We start from the raw sequence: 21683 nt of genomic DNA, 5'->3' as shown, positions 1-21683 counted from the left end.
GTCGGCATCGCAAGCCGGCCACTCGCGGGGCAATCGTTACCATAGCGCCATGTTCAGTTACCGCCACGCCTTCCATGCAGGCAACCACGCCGACGTGCTCAAGCACACGGTGTTGATTGCCGCCTTGCAACACCTTACCGAGAAAGACGCGGCACTGACGGTGCTGGATACCCATGCCGGGGCCGGCCTGTACCGGCTCGACGGCGACTACGCCAGCACCAGCGGGGAAGCGGCAGATGGCATCTTCCGCCTGATCGGCCCCGCCACGCCCCAGCTCAAGCCTGCGCTGCAGGCGTACGTGGACATGGTGCGGGCCTTCAACCAAGGGGACGCATTGCGCGTCTACCCGGGTTCTCCGTTCATCGCGCAGCGCCTGCTGCGCAGTCATGACAAGCTCAAGCTGTTTGAACTGCACCCCACCGACCTGCGCGCGCTCGCGGGCAACGTGGCCCAGCTCGAGGCAGGCCGGCAGGTCGCCGTGCTGCACGAAGACGGGTTTGAGGGCATCAAGAAGTTCTTGCCCCCACCGGCCCGCCGCGCTTTGGTACTGTGCGATCCCAGCTATGAAATCAAGAGCGACTATGCCAAGGTGCTCGACATGGCCGCCGACTCGCTCAAGCGCTTTGCCACGGGAACCTATGCATTCTGGTACCCCATCATCCCGCGCCCCGAGGCCCATGACCTGCCCCGCCGCCTCAAGACCCTGGCCACCAAGGCCGGCAAAAGCTGGCTGCATGCCACGCTCACCGTCAAGAACAGCAAGCTGGTGGAGAACGCCGCAGGCGACCTGAAGCGCCCCGGGCTGCCGGCCAGCGGCATGTTCCTGATCAACCCTCCCTATACGCTGAAAGCCGCGCTGAAGGACGCGCTGCCGCAAATGGTCGAGCTGCTGGCCCAGGACAAGCACGCCGCGCACACACTGGAGTCGGGCGGCTGACACACCGGCCTGCGCTACCCTCCGCGTAGAAAACCCATCAAGGTTCGGGGCAGTCCCGTTCTCCATCCTGCAGGGCAAACAATTCCACTGGCTTGAGCCCCAGCCCGATCATCCCCAGCTCTTCGGCGGCGGCCCGGCTCAGGTCGATGACGCGGTTGCCCGTGTGCGGGCCACGGTCGTTGATGCGCACGACCACCGAGCGTCCGTTGACCGTGCTGCGAACACAGACCAAGGAACCGAACGGCAGCGTGGGATGCGCAGCAGTGAGCGCCCGCATGTCGAACAGTTCGCCGCTGGCGGTACGGCGCCGGTGGAACTTGCCGCCGTACCACGACGCCAGCCCCACCTGATCAGCCGAGGCGCGCGACGGCGGGCTCTCCGGCTCCGGCACTGGCGGAGCTGCCTTTTCCGCTTCCTCAATTTCGGGGGCTCTCGCCTTGGAACGCGGCGGATCTGCGGGCGGTGTCTTGGCGGGCACGCCGCGCCGTTGCGCCGCGGTCGCCTTGGCGTCGGCAGGCGCGCCCTGCGCTCCGACGTCGGCAGGGCGTTCCACCGACGCGCAGCCCGCCACGATCACGCAGCAGGCCAGCGCCGCCAACCGCACACCCAGGCGCCACGCGGCAGCGCTTTCCGCCGCAGGCTTTTGCACCATCGCCACGTCGCCCCGCGCGCGCATCAAATCCCCAGCCGGCGGCAGATCTCGAGCGTCGCGGCGCTCTGGTTCATGGTGTAGAAGTGCAGCGCCGGCACCCCCGCGCTGCGCAGCCGGTCGCACAGGTCGGTCACCACATCCAGGCCAAAGGCCTTGATGCTGGCGGTGTCGTCGCCGAAAGCTTGCAGGCGCAGGCGGATCCAGCGGGGAATCTCGGCGCCGCAAGCGTCTGAGAAGCGCATCAGCTGGGTGGAACTGCCAATGGGCATGATGCCGGGCACGACCGGCACCTTCGCCCCCAGGCGCTGCGTGTCTTCCACAAAGCGGAAGTAGGCATCGCTGTTATAGAAATACTGCGTGATGGCGGAGTCCGCGCCCGCCTGCACCTTGGCGATGTAGGCCTTGAGATCGGCTTCCGGCGACCTCGCCTGGGGATGCACTTCCGGGTATGCCGCCACTTCAATGTGGAAGTCGCGGCCGGTCTCTGCGCGGATGAAGGCCACCAGATCGCTTGCGTACTGGAACTCGCCCCCCGCTCCGTAGCCGCTGGGCAAATCGCCACGCAGGGCCACCAGGCGCCGCACGCCCATCGCCTTGAGGGTGGCCAACTGCTCACGCACCGACTGGCGCGTAGCGCCGATGCACGAGAAATGCGAGGCCGCACTCACGCCTTCGGACAGGATCTCGCGCACCGTGCCGAACGTGCCCTCCTGCGTGGAACCGCCGGCGCCGTAGGTGACCGAGCAGAAATCCGGCTTGAGCTTGTAAAGCTGCTGGCGCGCAGCGCGCAGCTTGTCGGCACCTTCCGGCGTCTTGGGCGGAAAGAACTCCAGGCTCACAGGGAAGCCCGTTCCCTGTGCATTGACAGCAGCCATCATGCCGCCCTCCTCGCTTCAACAAAAAATTCTCGGTTGCCGTCGCCGCCCTGGATCGGGCTTTCGAACCACGCCTTCACGGCCAGTCCCTGCTCGGCGCAGCAGTCGCGGATGCGCTTTTCCACCACGGCGTACAGCGATTCGTCCCGGACCACCCCGCCCTTGCCCACCTGGCCCGGCTGCAGTTCGAACTGCGGCTTGACCAGCATGAGCAGCGCCCCGCCCGCCTTGAGCAGCGGCACGATGGCGGGCAGCACGAGCGTGAGCGAAATGAACGACAGGTCGCCCGTCACGACATCGAATTCGGGCGTGATGTCCACCTGCTCCAGCCCCGCGCGGCGCTGGCGGCGGGTGGGCACGCTGCCCTCGGCACGCGCACGGGCCTTGGCGGCACGCTCGGCCTTGAAGGCTTCCACGTCCTGCTCCTTGGCGTCGTCGCTGTCGTCATACTCCTCGCCCACCTCACCGCCGTTGCGCATCCAGGCATAGGGCGCCACGGGCTGGGTGTCGTTGTCCTCGACATCGACTTCCACTTGTTCGGACAGCGCTTCCTCGCAGGCATCCTGCAGCGATTGCGCGGTCATGGCGCGCGCGTTCAGACCCTCGACGCCGACCACGCGCGGGTCGGCGCGCAGCCGCTCGTGCAACTGGCCGTGGCCCACGTCCACGCCGATGACCTGCGCCGCCCCGTGCTGGAGCAGACAGTCGGTGAACCCACCCGTGCTCTGCCCCACGTCCAGGCAACGCAGCCCGGCCACGGACAGGCCCGTAGCGCGCAGCGCGCCTTCCAGCTTGAGTCCGCCGCGCGAGATGTACTTGGCCTCGGCATCGTCCAGCAGTTTCACCTCGGCCACGGACGGGATGTCATCGCCGTTCTTGGCCACCTTCTGCCAGGGCGCCAGCGGCGACAGGCGCCACTCGACCCCGGCCGCAATCAGCCGCTGGGCCTGCGAGCGCGTGGCCGCATGGCCCGCTTCCACCAAAAAAACATCTGCGCGCATGCGCTCCTCTTGCTGTCAGAGTACTTGAGTTAAAAATGGCTCCAGCGCTTTTCCAACAAGCGCTATAAGCTTCACTTTTTATAGCAAACGGCCGCACGCCAGCGCAGCCGCCCCGACGTCCCTCAATAGCGGTACGTGTCGGGCTTGTAGGGGCCTTGCTTGGGCACGCCGATGTAGGCGGCCTGCTCGTCGGTCAGCTCGGTCAGCATGGCGCCGACCTTCTTCAGGTGCAGGCGCGCCACCTTCTCGTCCAGGTGCTTGGGCAGCACGTAGACCTTGCCCACTTCGTAGTAGTCGCTGTGGGTGAACAGCTCGATCTGGGCGATGGTCTGGTTGGCGAACGAGTTGGACATCACGAAGCTGGGGTGGCCCGTTCCGCAGCCCAGGTTCACCAGCCGGCCCTTGGCCAGCAGGATGATGCGCTTGCCGTCCGGGAAGATCACGTGGTCCACCTGGGGCTTGATCTCTTCCCACTGGCACTTCTCTTCCAGCTTGGCCACCTGGATCTCGTTGTCGAAGTGGCCGATGTTGCAGACGATGGACTGGTCCTTCATCGCGGCCATGTGCTCGTAGGTGATCACGTCACGGTTGCCGGTGGTGGTCACGAAGATGTCGGCCTTGTCGGCCGCCCATTCCATGGTCACGACCTTGAAGCCTTCCATGGCGGCCTGCAGGGCGTTGATGGGATCGATCTCGGTCACCCACACCTGGGCGCTCAGGGCGCGCAAGGCCTGGGCCGAGCCCTTGCCCACGTCGCCATAGCCCGCCACCACGGCCACCTTGCCGGCAATCATGACATCGGTGGCGCGCTTGATGCCGTCCACCAGGCTTTCGCGGCAGCCGTACAGGTTGTCGAACTTGCTCTTGGTGACGGAGTCGTTCACGTTGATGGCGCGGAACATCAGCGTGCCCTTGGCGGACATTTCCTTCAAGCGGTGCACGCCAGTCGTGGTTTCTTCGGTCACCCCGATGATCTGCGCGCTCTTGCGGCTGTACCAGGTGTCGTCCTCGGCCAGCTTGGCCTGGATGGCTGCGAACAGGATGCGTTCCTCCTCGCTGCCGGGGTTGGCCAGTACGGACCGATCCTTCTCGGCCTTCTTGCCCAAGTGCATGAGCAAGGTGGCATCGCCGCCATCGTCCAGGATCATGTTGGGGCCCTCGCCCTCGCTGCCCTTGGGGCCGAAGTCGAAAATGCGGTGGGTGTAGTCCCAGTACTCAGCCAGGGTCTCGCCCTTGACGGCGAACACCGGCGTGCCGGTGGCGGCAATCGCGGCGGCGGCGTGGTCCTGTGTGGAGAAGATGTTGCACGAGGCCCAGCGCACCTGCGCGCCCAGCGCCTGCAGGGTCTCGATCAGCACGGCGGTCTGGATCGTCATGTGCAGCGAGCCGGTGATGCGGGCACCCTTGAGCGACTGCTTGGGCGCGAACTCTTCCCGGATCGCCATCAAGCCTGGCATTTCCGTTTCAGCGATCTTGATTTCCTTGCGGCCCCAGTCGGCCAAGCCGATGTCGGCAATGATGCAGTCGGTATGGACCGGGGCGTTGACGCGTGCGTTCATGGTGGTGTGCTCCAAAGCATGTTTGAAAAACCACTGGTCGGGGGGAGTGACAAGGCTCACCACACGAGAAGTGGATGAGCGTCGTTGCTAGGTTACTCCGAGCCTCACGCCCCGCTGGTACTGGGGGCGCTGCAACGCTCCTCGGATCGGTGGATTTTATGACATCCCGCCCCTGCGCCTCCGCTGCCATCCAAAGTGGAGGCTTTCGCACCCGCACGCTGCCCGCCTTCCTACAGGCCCCAGGGGCAGCACGCGCTGCAATCCATACCGAGTCCCGGCACCACCATTGCCGGCCCGCAACCCACGCAAAATGTGCTTAACCATGAAAAAATTCATCGTCCTTGGCATTGTTGCCACCAGCCTCTCCGCGCTGACGGCCTGCGATGTCAAAAAGACCCAGGAAGGCAACGTGACCCTACCCAAGTACGAAGTGGAAAAAAACAGGCGGGCGACGTGACCTTGCCCAAGTACGACGTAAAGACGCCGGACGTGAACGTGACCACCGAGAAAAAAGAGATTGAAGTCCCCAAGGTCGAGGTGACGCCTGCCAAGTAAGAAGAAGTAAAGAAGCAGGCATCGTCTCTGGGGCAGCACCGGCCGCCACCGGACTCGGATGCATAGCATAGGGATAATCGCTGAATTCCAGCTATTGAAAGACGCCGCGCCCCGTGCGCGGCCCCTGCCTGCATGTCCGCACCGTTCCTCGCCGAAACCCGGCGCCGCCGCACCTTTGCCATCATTTCCCACCCCGACGCGGGTAAAACGACGCTGACCGAAAAGCTGCTGCTGTTCTCGGGCGCGATCCAGATCGCCGGTGCCGTGAAAGGCCGTAAGGCCAGCCGCCACGCCACGTCGGACTGGATGGAGATCGAAAAGCAGCGCGGCATCTCGGTGGCCAGCTCGGTGATGCAGATGCTGTACCGCGACCACGTCATCAACCTGCTCGATACGCCCGGCCACAAGGACTTCTCGGAGGACACGTACCGCGTGCTCACCGCTGTGGACTCGGCGCTGATGGTGATCGATGCCGCCAACGGTGTGGAAGCGCAGACGCGCCGCCTGATCGAGGTCTGCCGCCAGCGTGACACCCCCATCATCACCTTCGTCAACAAGATGGACCGGGAAGTGCGCGACCCGCTGGACATCATGGACGAAGTCGAGCGCGAGCTGGGCATGCCCTGCTGCCCCATGACCTGGCCTGTGGGCCAGGGCAAGAGCTTCGGCGGCATCATCAACCTGCGCACGAAGACCATGACGGTGTTCGAAGCCGGCAGCGAGCGCCGTCCGCAGGATTTCGAATCCATCCCGCTCAGCGACGTGGACACGCTGCGCGCGCGCTTCGGCGCCGAGTTCGATGCCGCGCTCGAAAGCATGGAGCTGGCCACGGGCGCATCGCCCGAATGGAACCACGAGGCCTTCCTGGCCGGCAAGCTGACCCCCGTGTTCTTCGGCTCCGGCGTGAACAACTTCGGGGTGATGGAGGTGCTGGACGCGCTGGTGGACATGGCACCGCCGCCCGGCCCGCGCGTGCGCACGCTCGAAGTGAACAGACCGCCCGGGGTGAAGACCATCCCGCCCGCGGACGCGGCCTTTGCGGGGGTGGTCTTCAAGGTGCAGGCCAACATGGACGCCAACCACCGCGACCGCATCGCCTTCGTGCGCGTGGCCTCGGGAAAGTACACACCGGGCATGAAGCTCAAGGTGCAGCGCACCGGCAAGGAGCTGCGGCCGACCTCGGTCGTGACCTTCATGTCGCAGCGCCGCGAGGCCGTGGAAGAGGCCTACGCGGGCGACATCATCGGCTTCACCACGCACGGCGGCGTGCAGCTGGGCGACACCATCACCGATGGCGCCAACCTGCAGTTCACCGGCCTGCCCTTCTTCGCGCCTGAGATGTTCATGACCGTGGTGCTCAAGAACCCGCTGCGCACCAAGCAGCTGCAGCAGGGCCTGGCCCAGCTCGGCGAGGAAGGCGCGATCCAGGTCTTCAAACCCGATGCCGGCGGCAACATGCTGCTGGGCGCCGTGGGCCAGCTGCAGTTTGAAGTGGTGCAGCACCGCCTGAAGGCCGAGTACGACGCTGACGTGCGCCTGGAGGGCAGCCAGTACACCGGCGCGCGCTGGATCACGGCGGATAACGCGGCCGACCTGCGCGCCTTCACCGACGCCTACCCGCTGCGCCTGGCGCACGATGCGGCGGATACGCTGGCCTACCTGTGCACCAGCCCCTATGACGTGCGGCTGGCGCAGGAGCGCTTCCCCAAGATCCACTTCCACCCGCTGCGCGAGCATGCGGGATTGACATTGCAGGGAGCATGAACACCGAGCCGATGATTGAACTCCACGCCATCCCTCCCTTGGTTGTCGATCTGGACGGGTCCCTGGTTCGCACCGACACATTGCACGAGCAAGCACTGGCGCTGGCCAAAACGCAGCCGCTCAAAACGCTTTTGCTCCCAGCCTGGCTGATGCGTGGCAAGGCGCATCTCAAACAGCAGTTGGCTCAGCGCGTATCTCTGGATCCATCTACCCTGCCCTACAACGCACCGCTGCTGGAATGGCTCAAGTCCGAACAACAGTCCGGGCGGCGCCTTGTGCTGTGCACCGCCGCGGACGCGCACACTGCGCAGGCCATTGCCCAGCACCTGGGCATTTTTGATGAGGTCATCGCCAGTGATGGACAGACGAACCTGGCTGCAGCCCGCAAAGCTGATCGACTGGTGCAAAGATTTGGCCATCAGGGCTTCGACTACGTTGGCAATTCGCGTGATGACCTGCCGGTCTGGAAAGCAGCGCGCCAAGCCATTGGCGTCAACGCGCCCGCATCCGTTCTAAAAGCAGCCCAAGAACATGGCAATGTCAGCCAGGTCATCCCGACCACGGCCCCGAGAGCGCGCGAGATTGCCAAGATGCTGCGCCTCCACCAGTGGCTGAAAAACCTATTGTTGTTCGTCCCGCTGCTGGCCGCGCACCAGTTCACCCAAGGAGGGGCTTGGGGTAGCTTGCTATTGGCCTTTTTTTCATTCAGCCTCTGCGCATCGGCGGTCTATATCAGCAATGACCTGCTCGACCTGGCCAGTGACCGCTTGCATCCGCGAAAACGCCACCGCCCGTTTGCCAGCGGGGCTGTACCCGTAGCCTGGGGCGTTGCCCTCTCGCCACTGCTGGCGCTGGCCAGCATGGCACTCGCGCTGGCCGTGGGCACGCATTTTTTAGCTTGGCTAGCGGTGTATTTCGCCCTGACGTGCTGGTACACGATGACGCTCAAGCGCCTGGTGCTGCTCGACTGCATGACGCTGGCATGCCTATACACATTGCGCATCATCTCCGGTGGAGCGGCGGCGGAGTTGCCGTTGTCGCCCTGGCTCCTGGCGGTTTCGGGCTTCGTGTTCTTGTCGCTGTCTTTCCTCAAGCGCCACACCGAGTTGCGCCCCCTGGTGCAGAGCGGCGAAACCACAGCTGCGCATGGGCGTGGTTACGTCGCGCAGGATGCCGCCTTGGTGCAGATGTTCGGGGTTGCCGCGGGGTATGCCTCTGCCGTGGTGCTGGCCCTGTACCTGCATGGCAACACGGTGCAGGCCCTGTATAAGCAGCCCCACGCTATTCTGGTCACCGTGGGGGTGCTGGTGTATTGGATCAGTTGGATGTGGCTCCAATCCCACCGGGGCGAGATGCACGACGACCCGGTGGTATTTGCCGTGAAAGACAGAGTCAGCCTGGCCTGCGGCGCCGTGTTTGCGGCCTCGCTCGCGGCGGCTAAGCTGGGACTGCCATGGTGATGCGCGTCAGTTCCTGGGGCCGCTTGAATGCTGAACCGCACCATGTGTTGCCGCTGAACGGCGTGGGCCACGCACCGCCACCTGAGGATGGCCAGCGCGTCCTGCCCTATGGCATGGGCCGCAGCTATGGCGATGTGTGCCTGAACCCCGGCGGCGCGCTGTGGCTGACGCAGGGCGCGGATCACTGGCTGGATTTTGATGGCGACACTGGCCTGCTGACCTGCCAGGCCGGGACACTGCTTGCCGACATCCAGCACCTGCTAGCCCCCGCCGGGTGGATGCTGCCCGTCACGCCCGGCACCCAATTCGTCACCGTGGGCGGAGCGATCGCCAACGATGTGCACGGAAAGAATCACCATATGGCGGGCTCTTTCGGCAACCATGTGCGCTCCTTGACCTTGCTGCGAACCGATGGCCGCACGATCGTTTGCGGCCCAGACCGTGCAACGGATTGGTTTCGTGCCACCGTGGGCGGCTTGGGGCTGACGGGCCTCATTACGCAAGCCACGCTGCAGTTGCGCCGCGTGGCCGGACCATGGCTGACAACGGAAACCATCGCATTCGACAAGCTGGAGCGCTTTTACGCGCTGGCGGCCGAGTCGGAAGCCGAGTGGGAATACACCGTATCGTGGATCGACTGCCTGGACAAACGTGGGCGTGGCTTGTTCCTGCGCGCCAATCACTGTGTGGCAGGCGCTCGCGTGCCCGAGCATGCGCCCCGCAAAGGCCATCTGGCTATGCCAGTCACACCGCCCCTGTCGCTGGTCAACGCAGCCAGCCTGCGCGCCTTCAACGCGCTGTACTACCACGCGCACCGCCTGCGCGCAGGCCCGGCCATCAGCCACTACCGGCCTTTTTTCTATCCACTGGATGGCATCGCCCACTGGAACCGCATGTACGGCCCGCGCGGCTTCTACCAGTACCAGTGCGTCGTGCCCTTTGAAGGCGGCGAGCAAGCCATTGCCGCCCTGCTGGCACAGATCGCAGGCAGCGGCCAAGGCTCCTTCCTGGCCGTACTCAAGACTTTCGGCAAGCTCCCTTCCCTAGGCCTGCTGAGCTTCCCGACGCCCGGCATCACGCTGGCGCTGGACTTCCCCAACCGAGGCCACAAGACCCTGCATCTATTTAGCCAGTTGGACGCAATCGTCAGCGCGGCAGGCGGGCGGATCTACCCCGCCAAGGACGCGCGCATGCCCGCCCACTTGTTCCAATCAGGCTACCCCCACTGGGAACAACTCCTTCCATACCGCGACCCAGGTATCAGCTCCGCCATGTCGCGCAGGCTGATGGGAAGCTGACCTTTGTCGAGCACTCACTGTATGAACTCTCCTCAAAAAATCGTCGTCGTCGGCGCGACCTCCGCCATTGCCCACCAGTGCAGCCGCCTGTGGGCACAGCAAGGTCCTTGCGACTTCCTGCTGGTGGGCCGCAGTGCTGAGCGCGCTGAAATACTGGCCGCCGACTTGCGGGCACGCAGCGCACATGTCACTGCCCGCGTAGCCGAGCTGCGGTTCGACGATGTAGATGCGATTGCAGAGCTGGTGCAAGGCGCCACGGCCACCGGCCCAGTGGACACCGTACTGATTGCGCACGGCTCGCTGCCCGACCAAGCCATTTGCCAGGACAACCTGCACGCAGCTCAAGATGCTTTGCGGGTCAACGGCCTGTCCCCCGCCCTCATCGCCGAGGCATTTATTGGCCCCATGCAGCGTGCGGGCCGCGGGCGGCTGTGCATCATCGGATCGGTGGCGGGAGACCGGGGGCGAAAAAGCAACTACATCTACGGTGCAGCCAAGGGGCTGGTGGACCGATATGTACAAGGACTGCAGCACAGACTGGCCCTGGCTAAAAGCCCCGTGCGCGTGACGCTGGCCAAGCCCGGTCCCACAGACACGCCAATGACCGCGCACCTCAAACAAAGTGGCGCCAAACTCGCCAGCAGTGAAGCAGTGGCGCAGCGCATCGTCAAGGCGATGGCGGCCGGCCGCCCCATAGTCTATGCCCCCGGCAAATGGGCACTGATCATGCTGGTCATCCGCCATCTGCCGCGTTTCCTATTCAACAAGGTGGATATCTGAGCCCATGCGCATTGCACTGCTTTACGCGCTGTTTTGCGTTGTGGCCATGGCGGTGAACATTGGTTCCCAAGACCTCGCGCTGCGACTTTGGCCTGCGGGCATTTGGTTTTCCATCATCGTCGGCACCGGCACGGGGCTGGTCGTCAAATACCTTCTCGACAAGCGCTTCATCTTTCGCTTCAAACCGCAGAACGTGGGCCACGACAGCAGGACGTTTGTGCTCTACACCCTGATGGGCGTGGTGACCACAGCCATCTTCTGGGGGTTCGAGTACGGTTTCTGGTGCGCGTTCGGAACGGCGCAGATGCGCTACCTCGGCGGCGTCATCGGCCTCACCATCGGTTACGTCGCCAAATACCACCTGGACAAAAAATACGTATTCAACATCTCGCCCCCATCTCAGCATCCATGAACCGATACAAGACGGCGACCAGCCTGCTGGCCTGCCTCATCCTTGCCATCGCCACCCTCCGCGCATTCGCTTTCTGGGCCGCCGACCCAATGCTGGCCTACGCCAACAACTACGATCAAATTCGCACCTTGCGGGTCTTCGGCCTGCACCCCAAGGATTCGACCAAGCCGCCGTACGAAATGACACCAGAGCAGCCCTGGCGCTATTTTGTCCAGGGAGACGAGCCGCAGGCGCCCGTCTATCCTTCGTCGGACCTGCTGGTCAAAGCCATCCAGGTCACCACGATGGCTGCGTTTGGCAAAAGCGACGGTTCGATGGATATCAAGGTAGCCACCGCTCCCGTGCTCATCGGCTGGCTGGTGGGTATCTGGCTCATCTTCAGGAAGCTGCTCGTCAAACCTCTGGCGGCCCTGGGATTCGCAGCTTGGATTCTGCTGGTGGCCGACCCCATCAACCTGTTGTTCCTCAATACCTGGTATGCGGAGTTCTCCGCTTTCGCCCTCGCCACCTTGTTTGTAGGCATTGCATGGCTGTGGCTGTTTCAGCTCGTCACGCTGCGCTGGGCCTTGGTTTGGGGGGGCGTATGTCTGGCTTTCCTCTCCCTCAACCGCAATCAATACATGTTTCTCTTGCCTGCAGTGGCCGGGCTTGCAGGTGTCGCCGCGCTGGCCGTCCAGCGCCCATTCCAGAGGCCATCGTTCATCACTGCAGGCAAATGGGCACTGATCGCTGCAGGCTGTCTCCTGCCAATGCTGGCTTACAACACCGCAGCACAGAACAGCGACGAAGTAGCTGTGTGGGCCGCCACCAACCGGACCAACACCATTTTCGGAGCACTGCTACCGGCCTCCAAAGCCCCTGCCCGGATGCTGAAGCATCTGGGCCTATCGCCGGAGGGATGCCTGCAATTCTCTGGAGAAAACCTGTATGTCACCCCGGAAGAAGAATTCAAGGCGCATTGCCCAGAGAGCCTTACGGCCTCCCTTGTGCGCATTGCCAAGGCCGTGGTGCGGGAGCCCACGGTCCTCCTCACGGTCATTGGGAACGTTGCCATGCACCACAACGGATTTCTGCAGTACCACATAGGACACATCGAAGGAACCAGCAACGCCCATCTACACGACGGTAGCGAGTCAGCCTTCAACGGGACAGAATTCCGCACTGTTCGGGACAAAACGAAAATAGGAAACAGCAGCCAGCCCTTCTATCTTCAGTCCGTCGATTCGCTACTCACCCGGATTTCTGCGGGCGCCACCATGCTGCTCATCTGGTTCGCGGCCCTCGGCCCTATCCTCGCGGCGCTGGCGGCCTGGGTATTCAAGCAGAGCCGTTGGGCCTTCATGTTTTTGCTGAGCGGGTTGCTGTTTAACTACGCCCTGTTTTCGTCAATCTTGGGCGATGGCTATTTCGAATTGGAACGCCACGCGATCCTATGCTTCAGCTTCGGGGCGCTCTTTTTCGTTCTCCTGGGCAGTTTCGCAGCATCCGCCTTTCATATAAAAGCTGCCCCTCACCATGACGCCTCTCATTCATTGGCCCCGCGAATGTAGGTTCCGCATTGTCGGCATCTTCACCGACATCGACGACACCTTGACCACCGAAGGCGCGATCACTCCCGATGCGATGCAAGCGCTGGCGGAGCTGAAAGCGGCGGGGCTGCACGTCATCCCCATCACTGGGCGGCCCATTGGCTGGTGCGAGCCCTTTATGGCGGGCCCAGCAGGCGCCGCGTGGCCCGTGGATGCCATGGTGGCGGAAAACGGAGCGGTGGCATTTGTCCATGGCGCGGGGTCGCAATCGCCACCGACCAAGCGCTACCAGCAGGACGCCGCCACGCGCCACGCCAACCAGGCCCGCATGCGCGCGGTGGCCGCCCAGGTGGCGGCCGAAGTGCCCGGCGTGGCGTTGAGCCGCGACAGCAGTGGGCGCGAGACCGACCTGGCCTTCGACTACGCCGAGTTCGACCGGCACCCGCCCGAGACCGTGCAAAGGGTGCTGGACGTGCTGCAGCGAGCAGGCATGCAGACCACGGTGAGCAGCATCCACATCCACGGCTGTTTTGGCGATTTCAACAAATGGCAGGGCGCCAACTGGATCGTCCGCGAGCTGCTGGGTCGCGACTTGGCGCAGGAGCTGGACCGCTGGGTGTTCGTGGGCGATTCGGGCAACGACCAGGCCATGTTCCAGCACTTCACCCACAGCGTGGGCGTGGCCAACATCGCGCGGTTTGTGCCGCAGCTCACGCACCTGCCGCGCTATGTGGCGCGGGGCGAGCGTGGTGCCGGGTTTGCCGAAGTGGCGCAGGCGCTGCTGGCCGCGCGGATGGAAAGTGGCGCCGGGCGCTGACGCAGGCGTCTCCCCAGGGTATTCTTTGATCAAATCAGGCCGTAGCGCTTGGCGGATAAGCGCAAGCAGCTATCTTTCGGATAGCAGAAGAAGAGGCCATCCGGCCGTGCCTCAAGCCTTCAGAAACAGCTCTGTATCTGGCGCAAAGCAGGCGTGCAGCGGCAGCAGCGCGCCGCCCAGCGCTCGCGCGTCGGAGCCAATGCTGCCCAGCTCCAGCCGGGGCGGCGTCTGCAGGCCCTCCCAGTTGTACGCACGCAGGGAAGTCTGCACGCCCTCGGCCAGCGCCTGCAGCATTCCCGGGTCGGCTGCGCCATCCAGCACGACAGCCTCCAGGTCCAGGAAGGCCGTGGCGGACACGATGCAATGGGCCAGGGCGGCGGCGGCGCTGGCGATCCACTCCCGGCTGTGCGATGCCCAGGGTTCCTGCAGCGCGCGTTCGTCATAGGCCGCCATGGGCGCGAGACCGTGCTCTTGGAAGCGTTGCTCCAGGTCCCACAGCGACGCCTGGCTGATGAGCTGCGCGGGCGCAGCGGCACCCTGCTGCGCCACCCCGAGCGGCAGCGACGCCACGGCGCCTGCGTTGCCATGCAGCCCGCGGTGCAGGTGTGAGTTGATCACCAGCCCTCCGCCGATGAAGGTGTCCAGGAACAGGTACAGGAAGCTCGGAATGTCGTGCCCGCGCCCGTGCAGCAGCTCGGCCACGCAAGCGGCCGAGGTGTCCTTGGCAAAGCTCACGGGCAGCTCGGTCATCTGCTGCACCTGCTCGGCCAGGTCGATGCGGTTCCAGGCCTCGGATTGCGCGTCGGTGAGGCCCAGCATGCGGTGCCAGCCGCCCAGCTGGAACGGCGCGGCCACGCCCACGCCGACCACGCGCGAGCGCAGCGGGCCCAGTCCGTCCAGCAGCTGGTTCAGGTGCTGGCGGATGGCGGGCAGCAGCACGTCGATGTCGGGAAAGGCGTAGTCGAGCACGATGCGTTCGCGCACCTGGCCGGTGAAGTCCACCAGCAGCCAGTCGGTGCTGCGGCGGCCGATCTTGATGCCGATGGCGAAAGCGCCATCGGGGTTGAGCCCCAGGGGCACCGAGGGCTGCCCCACGCGGCCGCGCACCGGCGCCTCGCGGCACAGCAGGTGGTCCTCATCCAGCCGCGCGGTGATGAGCCCGATGGTCTGCGCCGTGAGGCCCGTGACGCGCGCGATCTCGGCCTTGGCCAGGCTGCCGTGCGTGCGCAGCGCCTGCAGCACCACGCGCTCGTTGAACTGGCGCATGCCGGTGTGATTGGAGCCGCGCTGGCGCAGCCGTGCGGGCCCCGTGCCAGCGGAATCACCCGGATCGGTGGTGGAGGAGGCGTCGGTTTCCAGCATGGTGGGCAGGCAGTTCAGTCCCGCAGAGTTTCGCCGATGACGCCCTTGCGCAACAGGAAGTTGCCCCAGGGCTGCAGTTCGCCCGTCACGACGATGGCATAGGCCTTTTTCACGCGGTCGTAGAACGCATACCGCTCCACGCCTTCGGCCTGCGCGCTGGCCACGCCCTCGCGGGCCAGAACGGCCAGCGTCTCGCGCTGCAGGGCCGATCGGTACGGCGCCTCGGTCCCGCCCACCTGCATGTAGGCCACCGGGTGGGCCACATCCTGTGCCAGGGGCAGTACGCTGGCGACGGCCTGCACGGCGCGCGCCATGCCGATGCCGGGCAGGCGCAGCACGGGCTTGCCTGCGCCCAGGCTCATGGCGGTGAAGTTGGCGTCGGCCAGCACGATGGCATCGTCATGGCCCATCTCGGCCAGCACCTTGAGCAGGTCGGGGGTCAGCAGGGGGTCGATGTGCTTGAGCATGGTTTTAAGCAAGGCATTCGGCAGGCAGCTCGGAGGCCGCCTTGGCCCCGGTCATCACGGCCACGGTGTCGCTCATGCTGATTTTTTTGGGGTTGACCACGGCCGCGCGCTTGCCCAGGCGGGCGATGTGGATGCGATCGGCAATCTCGAACACGTGCGGCATGTTGTGGCTGATGAGGATCACGGGCAGGCCCTTGTCGCGCACGCGGCGGATCAGCTCCAGCACCATGTTGCCCTCCTTCACGCCCAGCGCGGCGGTGGGCTCGTCCATGATGACCACGTGCCGCGCAAAGGCCGCCGCGCGCGCCACGGCCACACACTGGCGCTGGCCGCCCGAGAGCGTCTCCACCGCCTGCGTCATGGAGCGGATGCCGACCTTGAGCTCGGCCATGCGGGCCACGCTTTCTTCCAGCATCTTTTTCTTGTCGAGCATGCGCAGCGCGCTGCCCAGCAGGCCTGGGCGGCGCAATTCGCGGCCGAGGAACAGGTTCTCGGCAATCGTCATTGCCGGGGCCACGGCCAGGTCCTGGTACACGGTTTCGATGCCGGCGCGCCGCGCGTCGATGGGGCTCTTGAACTGGATGCGCTGGCCGTCGAGCAGGATCTCGCCTTCGTCCGGCACGGTGGCGCCGGACAGCGCCTTGATGAGGCTGGACTTGCCCGCGCCGTTGTCGCCGATGACGGCCAGGATCTCACCGGCGCGCAGTTCAAAATCCGCGCCATCCAACGCAGTGACCTGCCCGTAGCGCTTGACCAGGCCCTTGGCCTGCATGACCAGCGGGGCGTTCGTTTCCTGGGTCGTTGTGTGTGTGGAGGTGCTCATGATCAACGCACTCCTTTGCGCGAGAGTTGGTCCGTGGTCACGGCCAGGATCACGAGGATGCCGGTGACCAGGATCTGGTAGACCGACGACACGCCCATCAGCGTGAGCCCGTTGCGGAACACGCCCACAATCAGCGCCCCCACCAGCGTGCCCAGGATGACGCCGCGCCCGCCAAACAGGCTGGTGCCGCCCAGCACCACGGCGCTGATGGCGTCGAGGTTTTCGGTCTGGCCCGCGTTCGGGTCGCCCGCGCCCGTACGCGCTACCGACAGCAGCGACGCAATGCCGTAGAACAGGCCCGCCAGCACGTACACGCCCAGCAGCACCTTGTCGGTGGCAATGCCGGTGAGGCGCGTGGCTTCGGGGCTGTTGCCCACGGCGTATACGTGGCGGCCGGGGGCGGTTTCGCGCAGCGCAAACCAGGTGATGAGGTACAGCACCAGCATGAGCACGGCGCCCCACACGATGGCGGTCTCGCCCACCTGGAAGGTACTGCCCAGCAGCGTCATGCCGTCGGGGATGTCGGTGATGGTCTGCGCGCCCGAGTACAGCTGCGTGGCGGCAAACGCGATGTTGAGCGTGCCCAGCGTCACGATGAAGGGCGGCAGCTTGATCTTGGTGACCAGGAGGCCGTTGACCAGCCCGAACAGCATGGTCACGGCCATGCCGCAGGCAATGGCCACGGGAGCCGACAGGCCATAGTCCGCCGCCATCTTGGTCATCACGATGCCGCCCAGCGCCATCACCATGCCGCACGACAGGTCAATGCCCGCGGTAAGGATGACCAGCGTCTGGCCGATGGCGATGACGGCCACGACCATGACCTGCTGCAGGATGAGCGCGAAATTCTGCGCGGACAGAAAACGCTCGCTCTGCGTGGCAAAGAACGCGCACGCCAGGATCAGCGCGATGAACGGCCCCAGCGTGGCCAGGGGCGGTAGTTTGGAAGCGGGCGAGGACATGGCGGCTCCGTGCGGGTGGAGAAAAGGACATTGGCCAGCCCGGAGGACTGCCCCATGCCACATCAGGAAAAGCGACGGATTACTTCGCACCCCAGCACAGGTCTGTGCCGGTCTTCACGTCCTTGCTATCCACACCGGCTTGCGGCTTGGCGGCAATCAGCGTCACGCCGGTGTCGGTGTAGCCGCTGACCTTCTTGCCGGTCTTGGCGTACTCCACGCCTGCGGCCACGCCCATGGCGGCCATGCGCAGCGGGTACTGCTGGCTGGTGGCGGCGATCACACCCTTGCCCACGTCGGCGATGCCAGCGCAGCCGCCGTCCACCGAGACGATGAGCACGTTCTTCTCCTTGCCTGCGGCCTTGAGCGCGTTGTAGGCACCGGCGGCGGCGGGCTCGTTGATGGTGTAGACGATGTTGATGTCGGGATTCTTCTGCAGGCAGTTTTCCATGCCGGTCTGGCCCTTGGCACGGTCGCCAAAGCTGTCGGCCATGCACACCACCTCGGCGGGGCGCGAGAGTTCATTGCTCTTGGCATCGTTGGCCTGCAGGCCAAAGCCTTTGAGGAAGCCGTTGTGCCGCTGGGCGCCCACGGGGTGGCCGGGGAACAGGTCCAGCGTGGCGATCACGGGCTTCTTGCCGGCGGTGGCGGCCTTGGCGTACTGGCCGATCAGCTCGCCGGCCTTGTAGTTGTCGGTGGCGAACAGCGCATCGGTGGCGTCCATCGGATCCGTGGGGCTGTCCAGCGCGATCACCATCACGCCGCGCGCCTGGGCTTTCTTGATGGCGGGCACGATGGCCTTGGCATCGCTGGGGGTGATGAGGATGGTCTTGGCACCCGCGGCGATGAGGTTCTCCATGGCAGTGACTTGGCCGGCGTTGTCGCCATCGGTCTTGCCCGCGGCCGACACCAGCTTGGCGCCCAGCTTCTTGGCCTCGGCCGTGGCGCCCTCCTTCATCTTCACGAAGAAGGGGTTGGTCTCGGTCTTGGTGATCAGGCCGATGACGGGCTCGGACGTTTGCGCCTGGGCCAGGCCGCAGGCCAGGGCGCCGCTGAGGGCAAGGGCTGAAAGCGCGAAAGCAGGGGTGCGTTGCATGGCATTGTCTCCTGTGAAGGGATGGCAGATTCCTGTCAGTCCGCTGGCTGCGGCTGCCGGGTGAACCACTCTTGTCGGGTGGATGGGATCGAACTATAGTGGTCCGCGAGTTAATAAATCAAGTGGATTTAATTATGGTTTTCCCTATCCAGTCCGCCCTCGCGCCGGCAGCGGCGGACGCATTGCCCGTGCAGGTCGCCACCGCGGGCGAAGCCCTGTTCGACCTGATCGAGGAGTCCGATGGGCGCCTTCGCCCCTGCGCCGGGGGCGCTGTCTACAACCTGACCCGGGCCTTGGGCCTGCAGGGCGTCCGCACGCAGTACCTCAATCCGCTGTCGGGCGATCTGCTGGGGCGGCAACTGGCGCGAGGCCTGCACGATGCCGGGGTGGCGCTGGCGGCGCCCGCGCCCGTGCGTGCGCCCAGTGCGCTGGCCCTGGCCGCGCTGGATGCCGAAGGCAAGGCCAGCTACAGCTTTTACCGCGATGGGGTGGCCGACCGGCAGGTGACGGCCGAGGCGTTGATCGCCGCGTGCGCGGCCCTGCCCGGTTTGCAGGTGGTGGCCACAGGCTGCCTGGCGCTGGTGGCCCAGGATGCCGCCATCTACCCGCCCTGGCTGGCCGCCGAACGCGCCGCTGGGCGCATGGTGGTGGTGGATGCCAACCTGCGGCTGTCGGCCGTGGACGACCCCGCCGCCTACCGCGCCAACGTGATGGCCGCCTTGCAGCACGCCCACCTCATCAAGGTGAGCGATGACGACCTGGAGGCGCTGGCCGTGCCGGGCGCCGATGCGCTGGCGCGCGCCCGCCACCTGCAGCAACAGACGCAGGCGCAGTGGCTCGCGCTGACGCTGGGGCCCGGCGGCGCCTGGCTGCTGCAACGCGACGGGCAGGCCGTGCATGCGCGCGAGGAGACGCCGCTCACGGTGGTGGACACCGTGGGGGCGGGCGATTGTTTTCTAGCGGGCCTGATCACCGCCCTGCTGGCCGGGCCCGAACGCGGCGAAGCGGCATTGGCTCTGCGCCCTGGCGGCCTGGCGGCGCCCCTTGCCGAAGATCGGCTGCGCTCCGTATTGCGCCACGCGCTGGCCAGCGCCAGCCACTGCGTGGAGCGTGCGGGCTGCACGCCGCCCCGCTATGGCGAGGTATGCGAGCGGCTGGCGTCACGCCCCCTTGCGACCACCGCGCACGGCTGAGACGCAGCGCCGTCCCGGCGTGGGGGGACGAGTTGCCGGGATGCGGCGGTTACTCGGCCGCAGGCTTGCGGGCGCGGCTGCGCGGGCGAGCGGGCGCCTTGGCGGGGGCGGCGCCCTCGGCGTCAGGCGCGGCGGATGGCGGCAACACTGTGGCCGCAGGCGCTGCACCCACGGCGTCGTCCGCACCGGTAGCGGCTTGCGCATCCCGTGTGCGGGGCGTGGCGGCCTTGCGGCGGCTGGCGGTTGCCTTGGCCCCGTCCCCAGTGCGGGCGCGGCCGCGGCGGGGGGCTGCGACCTCGGCGCCATCGTCCTCGGGCGTACGCTCCGCGCGGGCGCCGGGGGCATCATCCAACGCCGCCGAGCCCGCATCCGGCGCAGCGGGGCTGTCAATCACTGGCTCCACCAATGCGGCCTCAGGGACCACGGACTGGCTGAAATAGCGGCTGGCCGGGCGCTCTGATGGCACATCGGCCAGATCGGGCTCCTGCGGCTCGTGATGTGGCGGCTCATCGCGCAACGCGTTGCGTGGCGTGGCGCGGGCGTCAGCACGGTCCGCGCCTTCGCTGCGGCGCCCCCGGTTCCGTCCCGGCGTGCCCTGGCTTTCTCCGGCGTCAGAACGCGTCTCGGGCGCCGTCGCCACCGCGTGAAAGTCATGCCGCGTGGCTCCGCCTTGGCTGGCGCGCTCGCCCGCCGCCTCTGGCCGTGCGGGTGCTGCCGCTGCCGCTGCCGCTGCACTGGGCTGGCCGTGGCTGCGGTACACATAAGCGCCCGATTTTTCATCGCGCCCAAACTCCAGCAGCCCGCGCGCCTGCGCTTCTTCGAGCAAGTTGCCAAAGGTGCGGAAGCCATAGCGGCCTTCGCTGAAGTCGGGCTTGCGGCGCTTGATGGCCTCCTTGAGCACGGAAGCCCAGATCTTGCCGCTGTCGCCCCGCTCGGCCATGAGGGCATCGAACGTTTCGGCCGCCAGTTCCACGCCCTGCGTGCGGCGCGCGTCCTGATTTTCCTTGCGGCTGCGCTCCTCTTCGGGACTGCGGCGCGGAGCTGGCGCGTTGCCGCTGCCGGGGCTCTGGCGGCGAGCCTGGGCGCGCTGGTTCTCGCGCACCAGGTCGTCATAGAAGATGAACTCGTCGCAATTGGCGATCAGCAGATCGGACGTGGACTGCTTCACGCCGACGCCGATCACCTGCTTGTTGTTCTCGCGCAGCTTGGAGACCAGCGGCGAGAAGTCCGAATCGCCGCTGATGATGACGAAGGTGTTGACGTGCGACTTGGTGTAGCAGAGGTCCAGCGCATCCACCACCAGGCGGATGTCGGCCGAATTTTTGCCCGACTGGCGCACGTGCGGGATTTCGATCAACTCGAAATTCGCCTCGTGCATGGTGGCCTTGAAGCCCTTGTAGCGCTCCCAATCGCAATAGGCCTTCTTGACCACGATGGAGCCCTTGAGCAGAAGGCGCTCCAGGACGGGCTTGATGTCGAACTTTTCGTACTGCGCATCGCGCACGCCCAGGGCGACGTTTTCAAAGTCGCAGAACAGGGCCATGCTGATGCTATTGTCGGAGGGAGATGCCATAGGTTTTCCGTTGAGTCTGCACGGATCATCACACGGAACGCATTGGCCCCCTCCCGAGGGCCGGCTTCACACCGGCTCGTCGGCTTCAGGCCGGCTTGGCAAGGCCCAGTTTTTCGACCAGCGCCTTCTCGCGCGTGAAGGTTTCCTGCGCAAACTTCTTGTACGCCGACGTGCTCATGTACATGGGCACCATGTCGTAGCGGGCCAGTGCGGTCTTGTAGCTGTCCTGCTCCATGGCCTGCTTGAAGGCATCGTGCAGGCGCTTGACCACGGCATCGGGCGTGCCCTTGGGCGCGCCAATGCCAAAGGGCGAGTTCTGCACCAGGTTCAAGCCCAGTTCCTTGAGCGTGGGCGCATCGGGGAACTTGGCCAGGCGCTCGGCGCCCCAGGTGTTGAGCACGCGCAGCTTACCGGCCTCGACCTGCGGCGCGAAGCCGGTGGAGTCGGCCGCCGCCATGATCTGCCCGCCCAGGATGGACTGCATCAGGTCGGCGCTGCCCTTGTAAGGCACGTGCAGCAGCTCTAGGCCCAATTGCTGGGCGATGAGCTCCATCGTGAGGTGCGGGCTGGT

General features: G+C 65.6%; 21 protein-coding genes and 1 riboswitch. Of the genes, 10 read left to right on the top strand and 11 right to left on the bottom strand.

Annotated features, from left to right (window positions below; all coding sequences use genetic code 11):
* Nucleotides 1–49 precede the first annotated feature (49 nt).
* Nucleotides 50–937, top strand: coding sequence for a 23S rRNA (adenine(2030)-N(6))-methyltransferase RlmJ (gene rlmJ / locus MRY84_RS14660; protein WP_291506441.1), 888 nt, complete (start codon nucleotides 50–52; stop codon nucleotides 935–937).
* A 37-nt stretch (nucleotides 938–974) separates the two neighbouring features.
* Here rlmJ and MRY84_RS14655 read toward each other — a convergent pair whose 3' ends face one another.
* The 4 genes from MRY84_RS14655 to ahcY all read right to left on the bottom strand — a co-directional run bounded on the left by MRY84_RS14655 (nucleotide 975) and on the right by ahcY (nucleotide 5024).
* Nucleotides 975–1613, bottom strand: coding sequence for a septal ring lytic transglycosylase RlpA family protein (locus tag MRY84_RS14655; protein WP_291506440.1), 639 nt, complete (start codon nucleotides 1611–1613; stop codon nucleotides 975–977).
* Nucleotides 1613–2464 (bottom strand): methylenetetrahydrofolate reductase [NAD(P)H], encoded by an 852-nt coding sequence (metF, locus tag MRY84_RS14650; RefSeq protein WP_291506442.1) that lies wholly within the window; start codon nucleotides 2462–2464, stop codon nucleotides 1613–1615. Before metF ends, MRY84_RS14655 begins: the two co-directional genes overlap by 1 nt.
* Nucleotides 2464–3465: a TlyA family RNA methyltransferase gene (locus MRY84_RS14645; RefSeq protein WP_291506439.1), complete on the bottom strand. Its 1002-nt coding sequence runs from the start codon at nucleotides 3463–3465 to the stop codon at nucleotides 2464–2466. The genes metF and MRY84_RS14645 overlap by 1 nt, the downstream gene beginning before the upstream one ends.
* 122 nt (nucleotides 3466–3587) lie before the next feature.
* Complete coding sequence (gene ahcY / locus MRY84_RS14640; protein WP_291506438.1) at nucleotides 3588–5024, bottom strand: adenosylhomocysteinase; 1437 nt, start codon at nucleotides 5022–5024, stop codon at nucleotides 3588–3590.
* Between the two features lie 69 nt (nucleotides 5025–5093).
* A riboswitch (S-adenosyl-L-homocysteine riboswitch) is annotated at nucleotides 5094–5173 on the bottom strand.
* A 173-nt stretch (nucleotides 5174–5346) separates the two neighbouring features.
* Between ahcY and MRY84_RS14635 the strand changes: the two genes are divergently transcribed.
* The 8 genes from MRY84_RS14635 (at nucleotide 5347) to MRY84_RS14600 (ending at nucleotide 13639) form a co-directional block, all read left to right on the top strand.
* On the top strand, nucleotides 5347–5481 hold the full coding sequence (locus MRY84_RS14635; RefSeq protein ID WP_291506437.1) for a hypothetical protein: 135 nt from the start codon (nucleotides 5347–5349) through the stop codon (nucleotides 5479–5481).
* A gap of 230 nt (nucleotides 5482–5711) precedes the next feature.
* Nucleotides 5712–7343, top strand: a complete 1632-nt coding sequence (locus tag MRY84_RS14630; RefSeq protein ID WP_291506436.1) for a peptide chain release factor 3 — start codon at nucleotides 5712–5714, stop codon at nucleotides 7341–7343.
* Nucleotides 7340–8803 (top strand): UbiA family prenyltransferase, encoded by a 1464-nt coding sequence (locus tag MRY84_RS14625; RefSeq protein ID WP_291506435.1) that lies wholly within the window; start codon nucleotides 7340–7342, stop codon nucleotides 8801–8803. The genes MRY84_RS14630 and MRY84_RS14625 overlap by 4 nt, the downstream gene beginning before the upstream one ends.
* Nucleotides 8797–10101, top strand: coding sequence for an FAD-binding oxidoreductase (locus MRY84_RS14620; protein ID WP_291506434.1), 1305 nt, complete (start codon nucleotides 8797–8799; stop codon nucleotides 10099–10101). The genes MRY84_RS14625 and MRY84_RS14620 overlap by 7 nt, the downstream gene beginning before the upstream one ends.
* A 21-nt stretch (nucleotides 10102–10122) precedes the next feature.
* A complete protein-coding gene (locus MRY84_RS14615; RefSeq protein WP_291506433.1) occupies nucleotides 10123–10881 on the top strand; it encodes an SDR family NAD(P)-dependent oxidoreductase in 759 nt (252 codons plus the stop codon).
* A 4-nt stretch (nucleotides 10882–10885) separates the two neighbouring features.
* Nucleotides 10886–11293 (top strand): GtrA family protein, encoded by a 408-nt coding sequence (locus tag MRY84_RS14610; RefSeq protein ID WP_291506432.1) that lies wholly within the window; start codon nucleotides 10886–10888, stop codon nucleotides 11291–11293.
* Entirely contained in the window at nucleotides 11290–12843 is a 1554-nt protein-coding gene (locus MRY84_RS14605) for a hypothetical protein (protein ID WP_291506431.1), read from the top strand. The genes MRY84_RS14610 and MRY84_RS14605 overlap by 4 nt, the downstream gene beginning before the upstream one ends.
* Nucleotides 12809–13639: an HAD-IIB family hydrolase gene (locus MRY84_RS14600; protein WP_291506430.1), complete on the top strand. Its 831-nt coding sequence runs from the start codon at nucleotides 12809–12811 to the stop codon at nucleotides 13637–13639. The genes MRY84_RS14605 and MRY84_RS14600 overlap by 35 nt, the downstream gene beginning before the upstream one ends.
* Before the next feature lie 111 nt (nucleotides 13640–13750).
* Here the strand turns inward: MRY84_RS14600 and MRY84_RS14595 are convergent, their stop codons facing one another.
* The 5 genes from MRY84_RS14595 to MRY84_RS14575 all read right to left on the bottom strand — a co-directional run bounded on the left by MRY84_RS14595 (nucleotide 13751) and on the right by MRY84_RS14575 (nucleotide 18346).
* Complete coding sequence (locus MRY84_RS14595; protein ID WP_291506429.1) at nucleotides 13751–15001, bottom strand: ROK family protein; 1251 nt, start codon at nucleotides 14999–15001, stop codon at nucleotides 13751–13753.
* 14 nt (nucleotides 15002–15015) lie between these two features.
* Nucleotides 15016–15468: an RbsD/FucU domain-containing protein gene (locus tag MRY84_RS14590; RefSeq protein WP_291506428.1), complete on the bottom strand. Its 453-nt coding sequence runs from the start codon at nucleotides 15466–15468 to the stop codon at nucleotides 15016–15018.
* Nucleotides 15469–15472: 4 nt separating this feature from the next.
* Nucleotides 15473–16291, bottom strand: coding sequence for an ATP-binding cassette domain-containing protein (locus MRY84_RS14585; protein ID WP_291506427.1), 819 nt, complete (start codon nucleotides 16289–16291; stop codon nucleotides 15473–15475).
* 2 nt (nucleotides 16292–16293) lie between these two features.
* The gene (locus tag MRY84_RS14580; RefSeq protein WP_291506426.1) at nucleotides 16294–17253 is read right to left on the bottom strand and encodes an ABC transporter permease; all 960 of its coding nucleotides are present in this window, start codon (nucleotides 17251–17253) and stop codon (nucleotides 16294–16296) included.
* A gap of 79 nt (nucleotides 17254–17332) precedes the next feature.
* Entirely contained in the window at nucleotides 17333–18346 is a 1014-nt protein-coding gene (locus MRY84_RS14575) for a sugar ABC transporter substrate-binding protein (RefSeq protein WP_291506425.1), read from the bottom strand.
* A 134-nt stretch (nucleotides 18347–18480) separates the two neighbouring features.
* Between MRY84_RS14575 and MRY84_RS14570 the strand changes: the two genes are divergently transcribed.
* Nucleotides 18481–19539, top strand: coding sequence for a PfkB family carbohydrate kinase (locus MRY84_RS14570; protein ID WP_291506424.1), 1059 nt, complete (start codon nucleotides 18481–18483; stop codon nucleotides 19537–19539).
* 49 nt (nucleotides 19540–19588) lie between these two features.
* Here MRY84_RS14570 and MRY84_RS14565 read toward each other — a convergent pair whose 3' ends face one another.
* Both MRY84_RS14565 and MRY84_RS14560 read right to left on the bottom strand, forming a co-directional pair.
* The gene (locus MRY84_RS14565) at nucleotides 19589–21112 is read right to left on the bottom strand and encodes an NYN domain-containing protein (protein WP_291506423.1); all 1524 of its coding nucleotides are present in this window, start codon (nucleotides 21110–21112) and stop codon (nucleotides 19589–19591) included.
* An 85-nt stretch (nucleotides 21113–21197) separates the two neighbouring features.
* On the bottom strand, nucleotides 21198–21683 hold a 486-nt coding region (locus MRY84_RS14560; RefSeq protein WP_291506422.1), incomplete at its 5' end, for a tripartite tricarboxylate transporter substrate binding protein.

This window comes from Acidovorax sp. (assembly GCF_022763525.1).
Classification (GTDB): Bacteria; Pseudomonadota; Gammaproteobacteria; order Burkholderiales; family Burkholderiaceae_C; genus Acidovorax.
The sequence above is the reverse complement of the archived record's forward strand: the minus strand, read 5'-3'. Positions and strand labels throughout refer to the sequence as shown.